The following is a 19,347-nucleotide window of genomic DNA, read 5'->3' on the forward strand; positions in this document are numbered from 1 at the left end:
GTCTACTTTTATTGTGACACACTAAGCAAGCGATTTCAAAGGAAAAGAAAAAAAGATGGCCAAGAAGATTCGATTCTCGCCCATACTGCACATTTATAGCCATACAAACACTCATGCCCTTATAAAACTGATGGTTTTATAAGGGCATGAATTGGATTATTTACTTGTTATTTCTTTTTCCCACCAAAAGCATCTTTCATTTTATCAAAAAATCCTTCTGGTTGTTGTTCGGTGGTTTCATGACCACTAGCTTTTGCATAAGCCCGCAATGCTTCTTTTTGTTCCTCATTTAAGTTCTTAGGTGTGATCAGCTTCACTTTGACTTGTTGATCGCCATTGCCGCCTCCCCGTAAGCGAGGTGCTCCTTTACCGCGTAAGCGGAAGTTTGTGCCTGTTTGGGTCCCAGCTGGGATTTTTAACTTCACATTCCCGTGAACGGTTGGCACATTGACCTCATCTCCTAAAGCTGCTTGGACAAAGTTCAACGGCAACTCGTAATAAATCTCTGAACCGTCACGATCAAAAATATCACTTTCTTCTACACGGAAAACAACGTATAGGTCCCCATAAGGACCACCATTGGTTCCAGCTTCCCCTTGGCCAGATAAACGCATTTGTTGTCCATCTTCGACACCTGCAGGCACGTTGACTTTTACATTATGTTTTTTCTTTTCATGGCCAGTACCATGACAGGTTGTACATGGTTCTTTGATTTCTTTCCCAGTTCCATGACAAACATCACAGGTTTGACGGCTCATTACACGACCAAGCGGTGTTTGACGTTCAACATTGATAGTACCTGCACCATGACATTTATGACAGGTTTCTGGTGAAGTACCTGGTTTTGCCCCGTTCCCGCCGCAGGTATGACAGGTTTCTTCACGATTGTATTGAACAGTTTTTTCCACTCCGAAAATCGCTTCTTCAAAGGAAAGATCAACCGCATATTGCAAGTCTGCTCCTTGTCGAGGTGCATTAGGATTGGCTGCTCTGCCGCCTCCACCACCAAAAAATGATTCGAAAATGTCTTCAAATCCACCAAAACCGCCACCGGAGAATCCGCCACTGTTAAAGCCGCCGAATCCACCGCCATAACCGCCTCCGTAGTTCGGATCGGTACCAGCATGACCATACTGGTCATAAGCAGCTCTTTTTTGGGAATCACTTAATATTTCATAGGCCTCAGAAATCTCTTTAAACTTTGCTTCTGCATCAGGTTCTTTATTGATGTCTGGATGATATTGTTTTGAAAGCTTACGATAAGCTTTTTTGATTTCGTCATCCGAAGCCCCTTTTTGTAGACCTAAGACCTCATAATAATCTCTTTTGTCTGCCATTGGCTTCCCTCCACTCTATTCTTGCGTCTCTCGTATTTTAGCATATAATTCGCTCTAGAAAAATACGTTTCGCAAATTCATAAGAAAAAGCCAAAGCGGTGACTTTGGCTTTTTCACAAACAGCGATTATTTATCGTCACCGTCTACTTCTTCAAAGTCGGCGTCAACCACATCGTCTGCGCCGCCTTGTGCAGCTTCTGGATTTTCTTGTGCTTGTTGTTGTGCTGCTTGTTCGTATAATTTAACGGTTAAGTTTTGTACGATTTCATTCAAAGCATCACGTTTCGTTTTCATTTCTTCTAAGTTGTTTGCTTCAACCGCAGCTTTCAACTCATCACGAGCTTCTTCCGCTTTTTTGACTTCGTCTGCATCCACTTTGCCTTCAAGCTCTTTCAATGTTTTATCAACAGTGAACAACAATGCATCGACGTCATTGCGTAGATCAACTTCTTCTTTGCGCTGTTTGTCGGCTTCAGCATTTGCTTCAGCATCTTTTACCATGCGTTCGATTTCTTCATCTGATAAACCTGAAGATGATTTGATCGTGATTTTTTGTTCTTTTTGTGTACCTAAATCTTTTGCAGAAACATTAACGATCCCATTTTTATCGATATCAAATGTTACTTCGATTTGAGGGATGCCACGAGGTGCTGGTGGAATATCCGTCAATTGGAATCTTCCTAATGTTTTGTTATCAGCAGCCATTGGACGTTCCCCTTGCAAGACATGGATATCAACGGCTGGTTGATTGTCTGCTGCAGTTGAGAAGACTTGTGATTTACTTGTAGGGATCGTTGTGTTACGATCGATCAGTTTTGTGAAGACAGCACCCATCGTTTCGATACCTAATGATAATGGTGTAACGTCTAGTAAGACAACATCTTTCACATCCCCAGTGATCACGCCACCTTGGATCGCAGCCCCCATCGCTACCACTTCATCTGGGTTTACTGATTTGTTTGGTTCTTTATTGGTTTCTTTACGTACAGCATCAACTACTGCCGGAATACGAGTTGAACCACCAACTAAGATCACTTCGTCGATTTCTGATTGTGATAGACCAGCATCTTTCAAAGCTTGACGTACTGGAATTTTTGTACGTTCTACTAAGTCTGCTGTTAATTCATCAAATTTCGCACGAGTCAAGGTCATTTCCAAGTGCAATGGACCAGCATCGCCAGCTGTGATAAACGGTAAGCTGATTTGTGTACTTGTTACACCTGACAAGTCTTTTTTCGCTTTTTCAGCAGCATCTTTCAAACGTTGCAAAGCCATTTTGTCTTTTCCAAGATCAATGCCGTTTTCTTTTTTGAATTCTGCTACCATGTGATCGATGATTTTGTTATCAAAGTCATCCCCACCTAGGTTGTTGTCCCCAGCAGTTGATAATACGTCAAAGACGCCATCACCTAATTCAAGGATCGATACGTCGAAAGTACCGCCACCTAAGTCAAAGACCAAGATTTTTTCATCTTTATCTGTTTTATCTAACCCATAAGCTAAAGCTGCGGCAGTTGGTTCATTGACGATCCGTTCTACTTCAAGACCGGCAATTTTACCAGCATCTTTGGTTGCTTGACGTTGTGCATCGTTGAAGTATGCAGGAACAGTGATGACTGCTTTTTCAACTTTTTCCCCTAAATAGTCTTCAGCAAATCCTTTGATGTATTGAAGAACCATTGCGGAAACTTCTTGTGGTGTATACGATTTGCCTTCAACTTCTACTTTGTATCCAGCTTCACCCATATGGCGTTTAATAGAAGAAATCGTATTAGGATTTGTCACTGCTTGGCGTTTTGCAACTTCCCCTACTTGGATCTCACCATTTTTGAATGAGACAACAGAAGGTGTGGTACGGTTTCCTTCTGGATTCGTAATGATTTTTGCTTCGCCGCCTTCAAGGACAGCAACAGCTGAGTTTGTTGTTCCTAAGTCGATACCGATAATTTTACTCATAAGTAATACACTCCCTTTTTTAATTTAAACATCTACTTACTAGATAGAAAGAACTATTGTGCAACGATGACCATGCTTGCACGCAAGACACGATCATGCAATTTATACCCTTTTTGCAAGACAGTAACGATTGTGTCTGCCGGTGTTTCATCAGAGGCAGGTACAGTCTGCACCGCTTGATGCAAGTTCGGATCGAACATTGCACCTTCAGCAGGAATCTCTTCGATTCCCTCTTCTTTTAAGGCTTGACGCAGACTTTCAAGAACCATTTCAACGCCTTTTTTCAAATTCGCCGCTTGGTCTTGATCGACATCTGCTGCCATCGCTCGTTCCAAATTGTCGATTGCTGGCAACAGTTTTTTGCCAAGATCTTGCGAGCGGTATTTTTGTAAAAGTTCCCGCTCGTTGCGGTTACGTGAAGTGATATTTGCGATCTCTGCACGAGCACGCAGGAATTGATCTTCCAATTCATTATTCTTTTCTTGCAAAAGTTCCAATTCGCTTTTTTCCACTGTTTCTTCCTCTGGTTGAGGAGTCTGTGCTTCAGTTTCAGTTGATTCATTTGAAGATTCAGTTGTTTCTGCGGTTTCTTCAGCAGTATTATCTAATTCTTCATCTAAACGCTCTTCTTTTTCCGTCACGTTTCAACCATCCCTTCTACGATTTGTTTCATTGCCGCTTATTCATTGGCAGCGTCTAATGCGCGATAATAATCGGCCAATTTTTTTGCTAACTCGCCTCGAAAAACTTCCATCAAACCAAACATCCGTGAATACGGCATACTTGATGGACCTAATAAAGCGATCGTTCCTTGTCCATGACCTTCGATTTCATAGCTAGCTTGGATCAGACTCATATTTTGTAACAAGTCATTGCCAAGCTCAGAGCCGATTCTGATTTGAATCGCAGAATCTCTTGGCGCCAGCAGCTGTGTCAGCTGATCTGCATTTTTCATAAATGAATACATCGATTTGAACTGACTAACATCTTGCGTCAGTTCAAAATCCAGAAGATTCATTCGCCCGCCGACGAAGATTTTTTCTTCAAAAATGTGGCTCAGCATCGTATCAAAGAGATCAACGATTCCGTCAGTCGTTTGAAAATACTTATGCAGAATCATAGGAATCTCTGTTCTTAAACGATGGTAGACCGTCATTAGAGGCTCACCGATCAATTTGTCGTTGATGATCCTTACCATTTTTTCCAAATCTTCGCTGCTCATCGATTCAGGAAGAGTAAAGACTTGATTTTCGACATTCCCTTTATCCGTCACGATGATCGCGATGATCTGTCGTGCATTCAATGGGACGATTCGAAAACCGGTCAATTTCCTTTCCTTCATATCTGGACCGAGAGACAACGCTGTATAGCTAGTCAAGTTGGACAAGATCGTGGCAGACTGCTGGATGATTTCATTGATTTCATGAAAATCTTTTCCAAAAGAATGACGAATGGTTTGAATTTCGTTTTGGTCAACTTCCGATGGCTTCAATAAGTGATCAACGTAATAGCGATACCCTTTTATTGACGGCACACGCCCTGAAGATGAATGTGTCTTTAACAGAAGTCCAGCTTCTTCCAGCGCCTTCATCTCATTACGAATGGTGGCAGAGCTAGCTTCAACCCCATCTTCCATCAATCGCTTCGAGCCCGTGGGCTGACCAGTATTCGTATAATTTTGGATGATGAGGTGTAAAATCATTTGTTGTCTAGGTGTCAACATTTTATCCACTCCTCCGTTAGCACTCATTCCTATTAAGTGCTAACACGATTATAAATATACCATATTTGCTAGGAATGTCAAGTATTTGCATCACTTTTTTAGCACTCTTTCTAAGAGAGTGCTAAAAAAGAAATCAAAAAAAGAAGCAGCACGAAATGGCTACTTCTCTTACTCGTTCTTTCTTATTTTTCTCCATCCAAGAGAAATGCTTCAAACACTTCGTTGCCAATAAACATCCCAGCTTTCGTTAAAAAGACACGGTCACCTTGACTAGCCAACCAGCCTTTTTGAATCAACTGTTCGCTCGTTGAACCATAGATTTCCTGAAAAGACTTCCCGAATTTTTCTGCAAACTGTATTTTTGAAATGCCGACCTTTTTACGAAGGCCTAAAAACAGTTCCTCTTCCATTTGATTGCTGGTTGTCAATTCTTCGATTTCGTGGATTGGCAACTGATTTTCCTGTAATGGTTTCAAATAATGCTGGATTGGACCTTTGTTCTTGTAGCGAGTCTGTCCAAGATACCCGCTGGCGCCTGCCCCAAAGCCAAAATAATGTTCATTGTTCCAATACACTAGATTATGTAAGGACTCATACCCTGGTCGTGCAAAATTACTGATTTCATATTGGTTCAATCCAGCTTTTGTCATCGCGGCGATCGCCTCATCAAACATCTGCGTTTCAGCTTCTTGAGAAGGCAGTGCCATTCTCCCTTGGCGAACCCAGTTCATAAACATGGTTTTGTTTTCTAAAATCAAAGAATACATCGCATAGTGAGGCAACCCGAGATCAATCGCTCGCGTCAGTGTATCACGGAAGCTTTCTATGCTTTGTCCCGGAAGTGCATAAATCAAATCGATCGTCACATTCTGAAAATCATGTTTTTCCAGCAGCTGAATAGTTGAATAAACATCTTCAGCGGTATGCTTGCGGCCAATTTTTTTAAGCAAGCGATTATCAAAGGTCTGGACCCCCATCGACAAGCGATTGACTTGATGATTTTTCAAAACCAGCATTTTTCCTTCACTCAAATCACCAGGATTTGCTTCCACAGTAAACTCTTTGGTTGTGTGTGTTGGCAGCAATTCATGCACACCTGAAAGCAATCGATCCAGTTGGTTCGCCGAAAGCGACGTTGGCGTCCCGCCGCCGATATAAATCGTTTTCGCCTCATTGAGAGGCTGACGCAAGAGGGTCAGCTCAATTTCTTTTAGTAACGCTTCGATGTACTCATCCACTGGCTGCCCTTCTAAAAACACTTTGTTGAAGTCACAGTAGTAGCAGATATGTTCACAGAAAGGTATATGTATATACGCAGAAATATTTTGCGCGCTTTTTGTAGATAGATCGTTTATTGTTTGACCTTCAGGCATTCCTAAGTAATTCTCCTCTACCTTCTTTTTTGCTCCCACCGCTGAGAGCACCGGCACTCATTGTAGCATAGTTCTTAGAATTCTCCTATCACTTGGACTATTTTTAAGCAAGAAAAAACACCACTTCCAAGAAGTGATGTCTTCAAATATTCATAGAAAAAATAAAGAGCACTACTCTTATTAAGTACGGTAAAATACCGCTTTTGTTCTTATCCCGCCCAGAAAAAAATCTGTTTGTTACAAGAACTAACACTTCCCCCAAACTGTTAGCGCCACAATAGATAAGCTGTTGTTGACGGCTTACTTAACAAGAGCAGGACTCTTATTCATGAAAGACAATTGCTTGTCTTATCTGACTTAAGTATACCTTTTTAAAAAAATTAAGTCCTATCATCTTTTTCACCAGTCTATGAAAACGATGAGAATCTTCACCTTGGTAACAGTTATAAAATGTGCAGCAAAATATCGATCAGATAGCGGATCAACCGATACGCAATAAATAAGAAGAAAATATTTCCCAGCAAGAATTGAAAGACATTGCCAATCGATCCCTTAAAGGAGCGAAAACTGAAATAACGCGACCAACGATTGAACCCGTTTTGGCGGTTTCGTTTCAAACGATACGCTTCATCATACTTCATCTCCAAGAGGTCATAATAAAAAATCATCAAGGGTTGTTGCACAAAGAAAACTTTTTTATAGCCTGCCATCAACGTGTACTGCTTATTATTGGAAGGAAAGTTGCGATTTCCGTTTTTCTTCACGCGCATCGTTGTTCCATCATTCATTTGGAACGCATAATGATCCTCAAATTCTGTCAGTTGATGAATTTGCGGCACCTGATTTTCTTCTTCGAAAGCAAGTACGACCTCACTCGCTCGCTGATAAAGTGAAACCAACCACGCCATTATGCCTAGCAATATAACTAGCAAAATGATATTTAAAAGCAAACTTTCTTGTAACAAAAGTAAATAACCTAAGATAATCAAAATCGCCACACCAAGGGCAATCATTCTTCTACGGAAATAACTGCGATACATCAATTCAAAAGAGCGCCGATAATAGGCAAAATCTTCTTTAACAAAATCCATTTTTTCCACATCTTTCTGTGTTTAGGTTGCTGATAATGTATCAAAGATCCTTTTGAAAGTCAATTTCCCTCAAAAGTTTCAGCGTCTGATTTGTTTCAAACAAGAAAACGTTTTATAATGGAAGATGTAACAAAAAAAAGCGATGAAAGTAGGTTGAGATACGTGATATTACAAGAAACATTTACCTTGCAGAACAAACTGGCAATTCCTAAGATTGGCCTTGGAACCTGGCAATCTTCTCCAGAAGATGCTTACAACGCAACAAAATTTGCCATTCAAAATGGTTATCGACATGTCGATACAGCGGCAGCTTACAAAAACGAAGAAGCGGTTGGGAAAGCTGTGCGCGATTCAGGCGTTGCCCGCGATGAAATTTTTGTTACCACGAAAGTACCTGCTGAGTTAAAGACCTACCAAGAAGCGGTTGATAGCATTGATGCTTCTCTAAAAAAACTTGACTTAGGGTATATCGATTTGATTTTGATCCATGCCCCTCGTCCTTGGAAAATCATGGGAAACAATCCAGAAAACAAAGATTTTTATCTTGAAAACATCGATGTTTGGAAAGCATTAGAAGAAGCCTACTTAAGTGGAAAAGTAAAATCGATTGGTGTTTCCAACTTCGATCAAAAAGATTTGCAAAATATTTTTGATCATTGCGATGTGAAACCGATGGTCAACCAGTTTATTTACCATATTGGCCGCACAAATGAAGAACTATTGACATTTTGCAAAGCGCACGAAATTTTAGTGGAAGGCTATTCACCAATCGCTACTGGTCGTTTACTCGATAACGATGCAGTGAAGACGATTGCTGAAGCCTATGGAAAATCTATTCCACAACTTTCAATTCGTTACTTGCTACAAAAAGACATTCTGCCATTGCCAAAATCCGTTCATGAAGAATACATTGCTGACAATGCCAAAGTTGACTTTGAAATTTCTGAAGAAGACATGAAGAAATTGGATGAGTTGCAAGCTTAAGAATACTTGCGTTTAATTGAAAAAAGCAGTCCGATCAAGTCCAGTAAATGCTGGTCATGGATCGGGCTGCTTATTTTCTTCTACAACTCTGTTTAGAAAAACAACCGTTTCTTAGTCTGTTAAAACTGAATTCTTCTTATGTTAGTTGTTCAAAGGTACCCCACACTTTTACTTCTTGTTCTTCTACCATTGTTCTGCCTTTTGCTAGAACCGTTTCTACTGCTAATGAGTCTTTGTTCAGCAAGCAAATATCAGCATCCATCCCTGCTGCAAGACGTCCCTTTTGATCAAGCTTCAATACTTTCGCTGGATTGGAAGTGATTGCTCGAATGGCGATCTCCAATGGAATCTGCTCTTTTTGGACTGCTTCTTTAATGCCTACCATCAGCGCTCGCGAACTGCCGACACCCAGACCTATGAATTGATTGTTTTCATCAAAGTACGGGAGGCTGCCTTGCCCATCAGAGGTCATGGTAAATTGATCCAGGCCGATCCCTTCTGCTAACAAACGTTTCAATCCTTTACTGAAGCGAACCTCATCGTCTTCTTTTTCCCAGAAATCAGGATCTTCACTCGCCGTAAAATCAATCGTTCCACCCATTTTTGCAAAAGCAATACTTGCTTCGAAAAGCTCGCTGGTCCGATTGGCATGTGTCGGTAAAAATTGGCTGATTGGAATCTCTGTCTCTTCGATGGTTCGTAAAAGCAGCTCATATTTTTTCTTTCCTCCACCTAAGTGGACGTTTACGATACCTGCTTTTCCAGAAAGCATCCCACCAACACGAGCATCCGCAACCGCGCGGGTAAATTCTTCGAAACTTGGTTGTGAAGAACGATGGTCAGAAACGGCAATTTCACCGATACCAATAATTTTATCGATAGTCAAAAAATCTTGGATGATGGAATCCGTGACGGGCGCCAAAGGCAATCGATACGAACCGTCATAAAGATAAGTCGTGATGCCTTCCGCCTCTAGTCCACGCGCCTTACTGATCAAGGCAGTCATATCTCTGCCTACTCCGTCAGTACCTAAACAGCCAACCACTGTCGTTACTCCTGCAGAGGTCAATTGACTCAATTTCACTTCTGGTGTCCGGTTTTGAAAGCCGCCTTCCCCGCCACCTCCTAAGATATGAAAGTGGCAATCAATAAAGCCGGGCACAGCGAGTAACCCTGTGCCATCGATTTCTTCAAGAGGAACACCTGAGAATCCTCCTTCAATCGAATCTTGAATAGCAATGATCTTGTCTTCATTTAATAAAATATCTTTTTTTCCTAAATAGTCAGGAGCGTAAACCTCTGCTTGTCGTATCACCTTCATAAGTGCTTCCTCCTTGTGGCTGATTACTTCTTATTGCAAGCCGATTGCGACCGCAATAAAGATAAAAATCGTTCCTAATACAAATAAGAAACCTTGCATTTTGATCTGGAATTTCGCCCATTTCACCCATTCGATTCTTGCAACACCTAAGACACCGATCAGACTTGCCGATACTGGAGTGAAGGCATCCATAAAGCCCGAGCCTAATTGATAAGCCAAGACAGCGATCTGTCTAGAGACACCTAAAAGATCGGCTAATGGCGCCATGATCGGCATGGTTAATGCAGCTTGACCTGAATTTGAAGTCACGATCAAATTGAAGAAGCTTTGGAAAATGTACATGAACCAGGCACCAATAAAAGCTGGAACATTGCTTAACAATCCGCCGATGCTGTGCAAAATCGTATTCAACGCTGACGGCACATTGGCATCAGAACCGCCGAGAACCAGAAGAATCCCTTTGGCCATCCCTACAACGATTGCAGTTCCTGCCAATTCTGAGGCACCAGATTGAAAGGCACTCGCCACATCATTCAAGCCCATATTTTCTAATTTGAAAAGAACCGCTATGATTCCTGCCCCTAAGCCCATAACAAAGAATTGAGAAGCAATCTCGGGAATATAGTAGCCTTTCTGCGTCACACCCCATACGATCCAGATCAAAACCGCCAGCATTTCAACCAAGATCAATTTATGACCTAATAAAAATGGTTTTTGCTCACTGGAGGTTTTTTCAAGATGATTTCTAAAATACGCATCCGATTGATACGTTAGCGATTTCTCAGGATTCTTGCGAATTCTTTCGGCATAGATCATGAGGTACCCTGCGGATAGTGCGGTAACCACGACCCACATGATGATTCGGAACGTTGCGCCTGAAAGAACGGGAATACCTGCGATCCCTTGAGCTACTGCCACACTAAACGGACTCATCCACGAGGTGGCATTTCCAATCTGGGAGGCGACATAGGTGACGGTGACCGCCACGATCGAATCATACCCCAATGCGATCACGAAAGGCACCATGACCATCGAAAACGGAATGACTTCTTCTGCCATCCCAAAGGTAGCGCCCCCAAATGAAAAAGCAAAGAACAACAGCGGCAATGCCAAGCGTTCTAATCCACGAGTTTTGCTGATAAATGCAAAGATCCCCGCATCAATCGCTCCGGTTTGCATGATAATACCAAACGCACCACCGACCACTAGGATCAGTGCTGCGATCCCAACTGCTGAGCCGTATTTATCACCAGAAACCAATCCTTCAAAAACAAAATTTAAGAAGCCGAAACCGTTAAAGTCATCAGTTCCCCAAACCTTGGCTGTTTTGTGCAGTTTTTCAGAAGTATCATAAATTTTTTCGCCGTAAAGACTGTAAAGCGTGTCATCGGTCAGTCCCACCTCATCTAATTGACTCTGGGACAACTCTTTAGGCCCTTCAGCTAGAACAGCTGCTAAAGCCTCAGGATCGACATCTAATTCTTCCAACTCTTGTGGATCGTCTTCCAATTGATTCAACTGTTGATAGACGTATTCGTTATCTAACGGGTAGGCATAACGAAACGAATCTTGCATCAAGACCGTTCTGGTACTTATTTCCCCATTTGCATCGGTATACTCGATTTCTTGTGTACTGAATTTTCCAGCGGGAACTAAGAAAGTCAGCAACCACGCCAACAATACGACCCCAAAGATGATGACATACGTATGAGGCGTTTTCATTTTAGTTAAATCTTTCTTTTCTTTCCCCTTTTTCGCTTTTTTTCCAATTGTCACTTTTTCTCTCCCTTTCCCTTTGCAGCGTTCTGCATAAATTATCATTTTTGCCTATTTTTTAGTATATCGAAAAAACGTTTTTTCCTCATGGGGAAAGCATTAGAATTCAAATAAACTACTTTATAAAAAGAAAGAAAAAGAAAAAGTGAAAAGAAGCCAGAAACGCTTCTTTTCACTACGAATGCTTAGTTTTCTTCAGAAAGCCCATCAAAATAAGTTTCAGTGTCTCGTTCATCTTGCTTTAATTGTTCGATCAACGCTTGTGCGCCATTGAAAGCGACTTGATCACGTAAGAAATGATGCCAGCGGATCGCCACGGTTTCACCATAGATATCTTGGTGAAAATCGAGAATATAGATTTCAACTGTTAACTGGCGCCCCTGACCAAACGTATCATTGTGACCAATCGATCCCATCGATGGATACCACTTGTCACCGACTTTGATTTCCGTCACATAGACGCCTTCTTTTGGCAACCGAACGGTGCTCTTTACTTTGATATTCGCGGTTGGAAACCCAAGTTCTCGTCCTCTAGCATCACCGTGAACGACGGTTCCTTCAAATTCATAAATATACCTTAACAAGCGATTGACTTGTGCCATATCGCCATTTTGTAGGGCAGAGCGAATGCGTGTGGAGCTAACCTTTTCTTCATCAAACGATTCTTGCGCGACAGTCACAACTTCAAAACGATTTTCTGCATATGTTGGTAACAGCGCCATGTTGGCTATCTCTTTCTTGCCGTAGGTATAGTCGAATCCAGCAACAACAACTTTTGCATGCAGACCGATCATGTATTCATCCACAAACACCTGTGGTGCCAGATTTGCAAAAGCAGAAGTAAACTCAATGATATAAAGAATATCTACTCCAAGCTTTTCCATATGCGCTTCCTTTTGAGCCAAGCTGGTCAGGTATTGCATTTTTTCAGGATCGACTTTTTGAAAAACGATCGAGGGATGTTGATTAAAGGTCATTAATGCCAATTTTAACCCTTTTTCTTCTGCGATCTTTCGTCCTGTTTCAATGACTTTCTGATGACCTAGATGTACGCCATCGAAAAAGCCTAACACTAAGACGATCTCCTCATCAGGAATCGTTTCGTGATCATAAGGGTGTCTCATTTCAATGATTTCCATGTTCATTCTCCTATTTCTGTACGGATGACTTTTACCGGTTTCATCATATCTTGGTATTTGTCATGAGCTTTATAGATACTGATCAATTGTTCTCGATAAAAAATCGCCACTAATTCCTCTGGGCGCTCTTGTAATCCAAACACGCTGAAAGGCAAGCGCATGCCATTTTTTACTTTCTGCCAGAGGTCCGCATCGATCGTCACTTGAACAAACTCCGATACCCCATATTCCACCGGTAGCAGTAGTTCCGAAACACGTTGTTCATCGACTGCCTTTTGCACCTCTGCAATCGTGTAAGATTGTTCTTTAGAAAAACCACCGCTTTTTAAGCGAGTCAAATCAGACATATGCGCGGGTACACCCAGCAATTTTCCTGTGTCGACCGCTAACGTGCGAACATAAGTCCCTTTTCCACAAGAAACTTCAAAACGCCAGCTTTGCGTATTGTCCTCATGAAAAACCGGCTCTGAAATTCGTTTGAAGGAATAAATTTCTGCTTTGCGCTGTGGTCGCTCGACAGTTTCATTGTTGCGAGCATATTCGTAAAGTCGTTTGCCATTGACTTTGACCGCCGAATACATCGGCGGGATCTGGGTAATCGTCCCCGTCAACTGTTTCATTGCCTGATCGATTTCTGTCTTCGTAAACGGACGAGTTAGTGCTTGTTGTTCAACGATATCCCCCGACCGATCTTCTGTAGTGGTACTGAAGCCCAAGGTGATTTCCCCGGTGTAGACTTTTCCAGAATCAACCAAGTATTCGACGATCTTCGTTCCTTTTCCGATACAAATGGGCAAGACACCATCCACGTCAGGATCTAGTGTGCCGCTGTGTCCGATTTTTTTTGTCTTTAATATTTTTCGTAATTTAAACACGCAGTCGTGACTTGTTTGTCCACGCTCTTTCCATAATGGTAAAATCCCGTCCATCGTATTCCTCCATTTCACTTCAACTTGCTTATTATAACATATAAAAAAAATTCATTGCACGACAAAATCCTTTTCGCTCCTTCTCATTACATGATAAACTAAGCATATAAGGAGGTCCTAAAATGGTTGTTTTAACGATAGGGTCATTTATTGGATTTGCCATCTTTTTGATCATGATTCAGCTCGGCACGATGCAGCGTTGGGAAGAAGCGTTTGCTTTGCAGATCATCCAGAGCCGTACGCCTTCTTTGACGCGCATGATGCACTTTTTTACCAATTTAGGAAAAGCCTTTCCGACAGTTGCGATCGCTTTACTATTGTTTGTCTTTCCATCATCGCGGGCGGATCTTGCACCAAAAACAGCAGTCAGTATCTTCATAGTATCAGCAGCTGCTTACCTGATCAAACGGATCGTCCGACGAGATCGTCCGATCGATCATCGTTTAGTTGAAGAAAAAGATCACAGCTTTCCTAGTGCCCATGCTGCCACATCCGCTGCCATGTACGGAACGATCGCCTTGAATCTTGGACAATTGGTTCCCTCAGCAGTCCTTCCGATGACTCTGCTGGCAGTTTTGTTAAGCTTTATGATCGGCTTTAGCAGAGTCTACTTAGGGATCCATTTTTTAACAGATGTGATCGGAGGCTGGCTCTTGGGGACAGGTGTTGCTGGACTGGTAACTTTACTGATGAATACCTGATGCTCTTTTCAAATAAAAAAGAACAGCTTCGATTGGAAGCTGCTCTTTTTTTTATTCTTCTGAGTGCAATGCGCGAATCATTTCATCAATTTTATTCCCGTATTGTACTGATTCATCCAATTCGAATTGGATTTCTGGAACTTTATAGAGCGTTAACGCTTGACCTAATTCACGACGAACCAAGCCAGTTGCTTTTTCCAGTCCTGCTTGGGCTTTTTGCTTATCTGAAGCTAAGTCCGTTAGGGTGCTGTAAAAGATCGTTGCTTGCTGTAAATCTCCAGTTACTCGTACATCTGTGATCGTCACATCTTGCACGCGAGGATCACGAACTTTTTTACGAAGAATTTGATTGACTTCTTTTAAGATTTCTTGTGCCACTCGGCGATCTCGATAGTTAGCCATTCAAAAAGCCTCCTTGTATAGTTGTCATTCCGTTATTTTGTCGGTACTTCTTCCATGACATAGCCTTCGATCACGTCATCAACTTTAAGATCGTTGAATTTCTCGATCATCGCGCCACATTCAAACCCTAGCTTCACTTCTTTGACATCATCTTTGAAGCGTTTCAAGCTGGCAAGTTTGCCTTCATAGATAACGATGCCGTCACGGATCACGCGGACGCCACTGTCACGGCGAATACTGCCTTCCGTTACGTAGCAACCTGCGATCGTGCCCACTTTAGATACTTTGTATGTTTCACGAACGATCATTTGACCAGTGATTTTTTCTTCGAATTCAGGATCAAGCATCCCTTTCATCGCAGTTTCGATTTCTTCGATCGCTTTGTAGATGATGCGATGCAAACGAATATCGACTTTTTCCGCTTCCGCTTGCTGTTTGGCTTGCGGTGTTGGACGGACGTTGAATCCGATGATGATGGCATTACTTGCTGCTGCTAGCGTTACATCACTTTCATTGATTGCACCAACGGCTGAATGGACGATGTTCACTCGCACACCTTCAACATCGATTTTCTTCAATGAAGCAGCTAATGCTTCAGCTGAACCTTGTACGTCTGCTTTGATGATGACATTTACTTCTTTCAGTTCGCCTTCTTTTAGACTTTCAAACAAGTTATCCAATGTCACACGACTGCTTGATGCGCGTTGCTCCATCAAAGCACGTTTTGCACGTTCTTCACCCGCTGCTCGAGCTGTTTTCTCGTCTTCAAAAGTAACGAAACGATCACCTGCTTGAGGCACATCATTCAATCCTGTGATTTCGACTGGTGTAGCAGGTCCAGCTGCTTTATCACGACGACCTAAATCATTCGTCATTACGCGAACACGACCGAAAGTATTCCCTACAACAATTGGATCACCTACATGAAGAGTCCCTTGTTGAACCAATAGTGTTGCTACAGGACCTTTTCCTTTATCAAGGCGCGCTTCAATGACTGTACCGATCGCCCGTTGGGTAGGATCAGCTTTCAAATCTTCGACTTCTGCTACTAAGAGGATCATTTCAAGCAATTCTTCAATGTTTTGCCCAAATTTCGCTGAGATTTCAACGAAGATCGTATCGCCACCCCAAGCTTCTGGGATCAACTCATGTTCACTTAATTCTTGCATCACATGTTGTGGGTTAGCACCTGGTTTATCGATTTTGTTTACTGCAACGATGATCGGCACTTTTGCTGCTTTCGCATGGTTGATCGCTTCTACTGTTTGTGGCATCACTCCATCATCAGCTGCGACAACAAGAATCGTGATATCGGTGATACTTGCTCCCCGTGCACGCATACTAGTGAAGGCCGCGTGTCCAGGAGTATCTAAGAAAGTAATTGGTTTGCCATTGATGTCGATTTGGTAAGCGCCAATATGCTGCGTAATTCCCCCAGCTTCACCACTTGTTACGCGTGAATGACGTAAAGTATCAAGCAATGTTGTTTTCCCGTGGTCAACGTGACCCATGATCGTCACAACAGGTGGTCGTGATACTAAATTCTCTTCAATTTGTTCTTCTGCTTCGAAGAATTTATCGATGTCTGCGATATCCACTTGAACTTTTTCTTGTGGTTCGATTCCGTAATCGGTAGCAAGCAGTTCAATCGTATCTTTATCTAAAGGTTGGTTTTGATTGACCATAACCCCCATCATAAAGAGTTTCTTGATGATCTCTGCTGGTTCACGGTAGATTTTTTTCGCGATATCCGCTACGTTCATGCCTTCTGAATATTCCAATACTTCTGGTAGCTCACGGAATTTACGTGCTGGAACTGGCGGTTTCTTTTCCGTCTGCTGACGGCCTTTTTTGCCTTTTTTATTGAATTTGTTGCGATTGTTATTGTTGAAATTATTGTTGCGTCCACCGTAGTTTGACTTGCCGCGGTTTTGATTTCCTCCACGAGAATCATTCGATCCTTGCGGACGGTTATTGTTACGGTCTGCCCCTTGCGTATTTCCTGCAGATTGAGCGGCCGGACGGTTTTGTTGCCCTTGGTTATTTGGACGGTTTTGCTGTCCTTGGTTTGTTGGGCGATTTTGTTGCCCTTGATTATTCGGACGGTTTTGCTGTCCTTGATTGTTCGGACGATTTTGTTGCCCTTGGTTGTTTTGACGGTTTTGCTGTCCTTGATTGTTCGGACGATTTTGTTGCCCTTGGTTGTTTGGACGGTTTTGCTGTCCTTGGTTTGTTGGGCGATTTTGTTGCCCTTGATTATTCGGACGGTTTTGTTGTCCTTGGTTTGTTGGGCGGTTTTGTTGTCCTTGGTTTGTTGGGCGGTTTTGTTGCCCTTGATTGTTACGATTCTCTTGGTTATTCACTCGATTATGACTTCCTTGGTTATTTGGTCTGTTACTTCCTTGACTGTTCGTGCGATCTACTTGTCCTTGACCAGCAGGACGGTTATTGCTTTGCGTAGTTCGCTGTTGACTTTGATTGTTATGACGGTTTTGGAAGTTAGGATTATTTCTTTGCGTTTTAAATTTCTTTTGTTCTTGTTTTTCCGGCTGGTTGGCTGGTTTCTGATTTGCGGGATTTGAGTTTGCAGATGTTTTACCATTTGGATTGCCGCCTAATGACTGCTGCAATTTTTGCGCCTCTCCATCTGAGATCGCGCCCATATGATTTTTGACATCAAAGCCTAAAGATTGTGCTTTTTCAACAACCTCTTTGCTCGACTTATTCCATTCTTTTGCAAGTTCATAAATTCTTTTTTTTCCCATGCAATCACCTTCCTAACCTAATATTAATTCCTGCACCTTCCTTGCAAATCCTTGATCTAAGATGCCAATGACCATTCTTGGTTTCCCAATGGCCGCACTGATTTCATCAGCAGAAAATGCATCTAGGAGCGGAATTTCGTAATAAGAACTTTTGTCCTTAATTTTCTTTTGTGTATTTTTACCAGCATCACTGGCGATAATGACTAAAGCAGCTTTCTCATTGCGAATCTCTTTTAAAGTCATTTCTTCACCAGTTACTAATTTCCCAGCACGCATGGCTAGTCCTAACATATTTAATGCTTTGGTTTTATTCATTTGCAAATAACTCTTTTCGCGCTTTTTGGTGCGTTACATAGTCCAATAGTTCTTGGTAAAATTCATCTGTCAATTTCGTTTCCAGCACTCGATCCAAGATACGCTTATCCCATGCTTTCTGGGCTTCAGCCGGTTCGATCGCTATATAAGCTCCCCGACCTGGCATTTTTCCTGTCGGATCGATGGAAACAACGCCTTCTTTTGAACGAGTGATACGAAGCATTTCTTTCTTAGGTAGCATTTCGCCTGAAATCACTGATTTTCGTAAAGGAATTTTTCGTTTTTTCATCACGATCTCACCTCAACTATTTTTCGTCAAACTCAACATTTTCATAATCATCCGCAGTCATGTCTGATGGAAGGATCGCTTCATCAACTGTTTCTGCAGATTCTGTTGCTTCTGTACTGATTTCTTCAGCAGCTTCTGAAGCATTGGCATCATACTCATCGATATAGTCGCCTTCATCCAGCTTCGCATAAAATTCTTCCATGTCTGTTTCTGATTTGATATCGATTTTGAAGCCAGTCAATTTGGCTGCTAGGCGAGCATTTTGTCCGCGTTTACCGATCGCTAATGATAGTTGGTAATCAGGCACGACAACAGTACAAGCCTTCGGATTATCAACATCAAAAATAACGTCGCTGACTTCTGCTGGATTCAACGCATTGGCGATGAAGATCGCTGGATCTTCATTCCATTCCACGATGTCCATGTTTTCGCCTTTTAGTTCATTGACGATCGCTTGAACCCGTTGACCTTTAGGGCCAACACAAGTGCCGACTGGATCGACGTTGGCATCAAAGGAACGAACAGCAACTTTGGCACGATCCCCTGCTTCACGAGCAATACTTGCGATCTCTACAGTACCATCATATACTTCTGGCACTTCTTGTTCAAATAATCGGCGCAGCAAATCTGGATGGCTGCGGCTAACGAATACTTGAGGTCCTTTTGAAGTATTTTCAACACGAGAAACGAATACTTTGATCCGATCATGGGGTTGATAAAACTCATTTGGCATTTGGTCTTGTTTTGAAAGCACGGCTTCAATTTTGCCTAAGTTTACATAGATATAACGATTGTCTTGTCGTTCAACGATTCCTTGCAAAATGTCTTTTTCGTACGCACTAAATTCGTTATAGATAATGTTTCTTTCCGCTTCACGGACCCGTTGCAAAATGACTTGTTTTGCCGTTTGCGCCGCAATACGACCAAAATCTTTAGGCGTTACTTCAAAGCGGATTTTGTCGCCGATTTCATAAGCGGGGTTGATTGTCATCGCTTCTTTTAATGAAACCTCTAGTTGCGAGTCCATGACTTCTTCTGTCACTTCTTTGACTGCATAGACGTGGATATTGCCTTTTTTCTGATCAAATTCTACTTCCACATTTTGTGCTTGCCCGTAATGACGTTTGTACGCTGAAACCAATGCCGCTTCCAAGGCATCGATGACAATCTCTTTTGAAATGCCTTTCTCTGCTTCTAATGCATCCAATGCATTCAACATTTCTTTACTCATGATTCTTTCATTCCT

Annotated in this window: 17 protein-coding genes; 2 read left to right on the top strand and 15 right to left on the bottom strand. The window is 42.1% G+C overall.

Annotated features, from left to right (window positions below; genetic code table 11):
- Positions 1–167: 167 nt before the first annotated feature.
- The 6 genes from dnaJ to IGJ12_RS09355 all read right to left on the bottom strand — a co-directional run bounded on the left by dnaJ (position 168) and on the right by IGJ12_RS09355 (position 7,480).
- Positions 168–1,337 (bottom strand): molecular chaperone DnaJ, encoded by a 1,170-nt coding sequence (gene dnaJ, locus IGJ12_RS09330; protein WP_005235650.1) that lies wholly within the window; start codon positions 1,335–1,337, stop codon positions 168–170.
- Positions 1,338–1,463: 126 nt separating this feature from the next.
- Complete coding sequence (gene dnaK, locus IGJ12_RS09335; protein WP_005235649.1) at positions 1,464–3,293, bottom strand: molecular chaperone DnaK; 1,830 nt, start codon at positions 3,291–3,293, stop codon at positions 1,464–1,466.
- Between the two features lie 53 nt (positions 3,294–3,346).
- The gene (gene grpE / locus IGJ12_RS09340) at positions 3,347–3,934 is read right to left on the bottom strand and encodes a nucleotide exchange factor GrpE (RefSeq protein ID WP_430618946.1); all 588 of its coding nucleotides are present in this window, start codon (positions 3,932–3,934) and stop codon (positions 3,347–3,349) included.
- Positions 3,935–3,972: 38 nt separating this feature from the next.
- The gene (gene hrcA / locus IGJ12_RS09345; RefSeq protein ID WP_430618947.1) at positions 3,973–5,016 is read right to left on the bottom strand and encodes a heat-inducible transcriptional repressor HrcA; all 1,044 of its coding nucleotides are present in this window, start codon (positions 5,014–5,016) and stop codon (positions 3,973–3,975) included.
- A 182-nt stretch (positions 5,017–5,198) separates the two neighbouring features.
- On the bottom strand, positions 5,199–6,389 hold the full coding sequence (gene hemW, locus IGJ12_RS09350) for a radical SAM family heme chaperone HemW (protein ID WP_430618948.1): 1,191 nt from the start codon (positions 6,387–6,389) through the stop codon (positions 5,199–5,201).
- A 443-nt stretch (positions 6,390–6,832) separates the two neighbouring features.
- Positions 6,833–7,480, bottom strand: a complete 648-nt coding sequence (locus IGJ12_RS09355; protein ID WP_005235640.1) for a hypothetical protein — start codon at positions 7,478–7,480, stop codon at positions 6,833–6,835.
- Positions 7,481–7,597: 117 nt separating this feature from the next.
- Here IGJ12_RS09355 and IGJ12_RS09360 point away from each other — a divergent pair, with 117 nt between their 5' ends.
- The gene (locus IGJ12_RS09360; protein ID WP_005235638.1) at positions 7,598–8,464 is read left to right on the top strand and encodes an aldo/keto reductase; all 867 of its coding nucleotides are present in this window, start codon (positions 7,598–7,600) and stop codon (positions 8,462–8,464) included.
- Positions 8,465–8,600: 136 nt separating this feature from the next.
- Here the strand turns inward: IGJ12_RS09360 and iadA are convergent, their stop codons facing one another.
- The 4 genes from iadA to truB all read right to left on the bottom strand — a co-directional run bounded on the left by iadA (position 8,601) and on the right by truB (position 13,629).
- Positions 8,601–9,785 carry a beta-aspartyl-peptidase gene (gene iadA / locus IGJ12_RS09365; protein WP_016620344.1) on the bottom strand — a complete coding sequence of 395 codons (1,185 nt, stop codon included), beginning with the start codon at positions 9,783–9,785 and terminating at the stop codon, positions 8,601–8,603.
- 30 nt (positions 9,786–9,815) lie between these two features.
- The gene (gene yfcC / locus IGJ12_RS09370; protein WP_176273503.1) at positions 9,816–11,507 is read right to left on the bottom strand and encodes a putative basic amino acid antiporter YfcC; all 1,692 of its coding nucleotides are present in this window, start codon (positions 11,505–11,507) and stop codon (positions 9,816–9,818) included.
- Positions 11,508–11,746: 239 nt separating this feature from the next.
- Positions 11,747–12,700, bottom strand: coding sequence for a riboflavin biosynthesis protein RibF (ribF, locus tag IGJ12_RS09375; RefSeq protein ID WP_194199627.1), 954 nt, complete (start codon positions 12,698–12,700; stop codon positions 11,747–11,749).
- Positions 12,701–12,702: 2 nt separating this feature from the next.
- On the bottom strand, positions 12,703–13,629 hold the full coding sequence (gene truB / locus IGJ12_RS09380; RefSeq protein WP_016610162.1) for a tRNA pseudouridine(55) synthase TruB: 927 nt from the start codon (positions 13,627–13,629) through the stop codon (positions 12,703–12,705).
- A 122-nt stretch (positions 13,630–13,751) separates the two neighbouring features.
- Here truB and IGJ12_RS09385 point away from each other — a divergent pair, with 122 nt between their 5' ends.
- A complete protein-coding gene (locus IGJ12_RS09385; protein ID WP_005235629.1) occupies positions 13,752–14,330 on the top strand; it encodes a phosphatase PAP2 family protein in 579 nt (192 codons plus the stop codon).
- 51 nt (positions 14,331–14,381) lie between these two features.
- On the opposite strand, the gene rbfA is transcribed toward IGJ12_RS09385, so the two are convergent.
- The 5 genes from rbfA to nusA are packed head-to-tail and all read right to left on the bottom strand — an operon-like array spanning position 14,382 to position 19,332.
- A complete protein-coding gene (rbfA, locus tag IGJ12_RS09390) occupies positions 14,382–14,732 on the bottom strand; it encodes a 30S ribosome-binding factor RbfA (RefSeq protein ID WP_005225925.1) in 351 nt (116 codons plus the stop codon).
- Between the two features lie 32 nt (positions 14,733–14,764).
- Positions 14,765–17,497 carry a translation initiation factor IF-2 gene (gene infB, locus IGJ12_RS09395; protein WP_430618949.1) on the bottom strand — a complete coding sequence of 911 codons (2,733 nt, stop codon included), beginning with the start codon at positions 17,495–17,497 and terminating at the stop codon, positions 14,765–14,767.
- A gap of 12 nt (positions 17,498–17,509) precedes the next feature.
- Positions 17,510–17,812, bottom strand: coding sequence for a YlxQ-related RNA-binding protein (locus tag IGJ12_RS09400; protein ID WP_005235626.1), 303 nt, complete (start codon positions 17,810–17,812; stop codon positions 17,510–17,512).
- Positions 17,805–18,101 carry an RNase P modulator RnpM gene (gene rnpM / locus IGJ12_RS09405; protein ID WP_005225922.1) on the bottom strand — a complete coding sequence of 99 codons (297 nt, stop codon included), beginning with the start codon at positions 18,099–18,101 and terminating at the stop codon, positions 17,805–17,807. The genes IGJ12_RS09400 and rnpM overlap by 8 nt, the downstream gene beginning before the upstream one ends.
- A 16-nt stretch (positions 18,102–18,117) precedes the next feature.
- Positions 18,118–19,332: a transcription termination factor NusA gene (gene nusA / locus IGJ12_RS09410; RefSeq protein ID WP_430618950.1), complete on the bottom strand. Its 1,215-nt coding sequence runs from the start codon at positions 19,330–19,332 to the stop codon at positions 18,118–18,120.
- Positions 19,333–19,347 lie beyond the last annotated feature (15 nt).

Origin of the sequence: Enterococcus sp. DIV0802b, from assembly GCF_050543535.1 — a bacterium.
Taxonomy (GTDB): domain Bacteria; phylum Bacillota; class Bacilli; order Lactobacillales; family Enterococcaceae; genus Enterococcus_D; species Enterococcus_D entomosocium.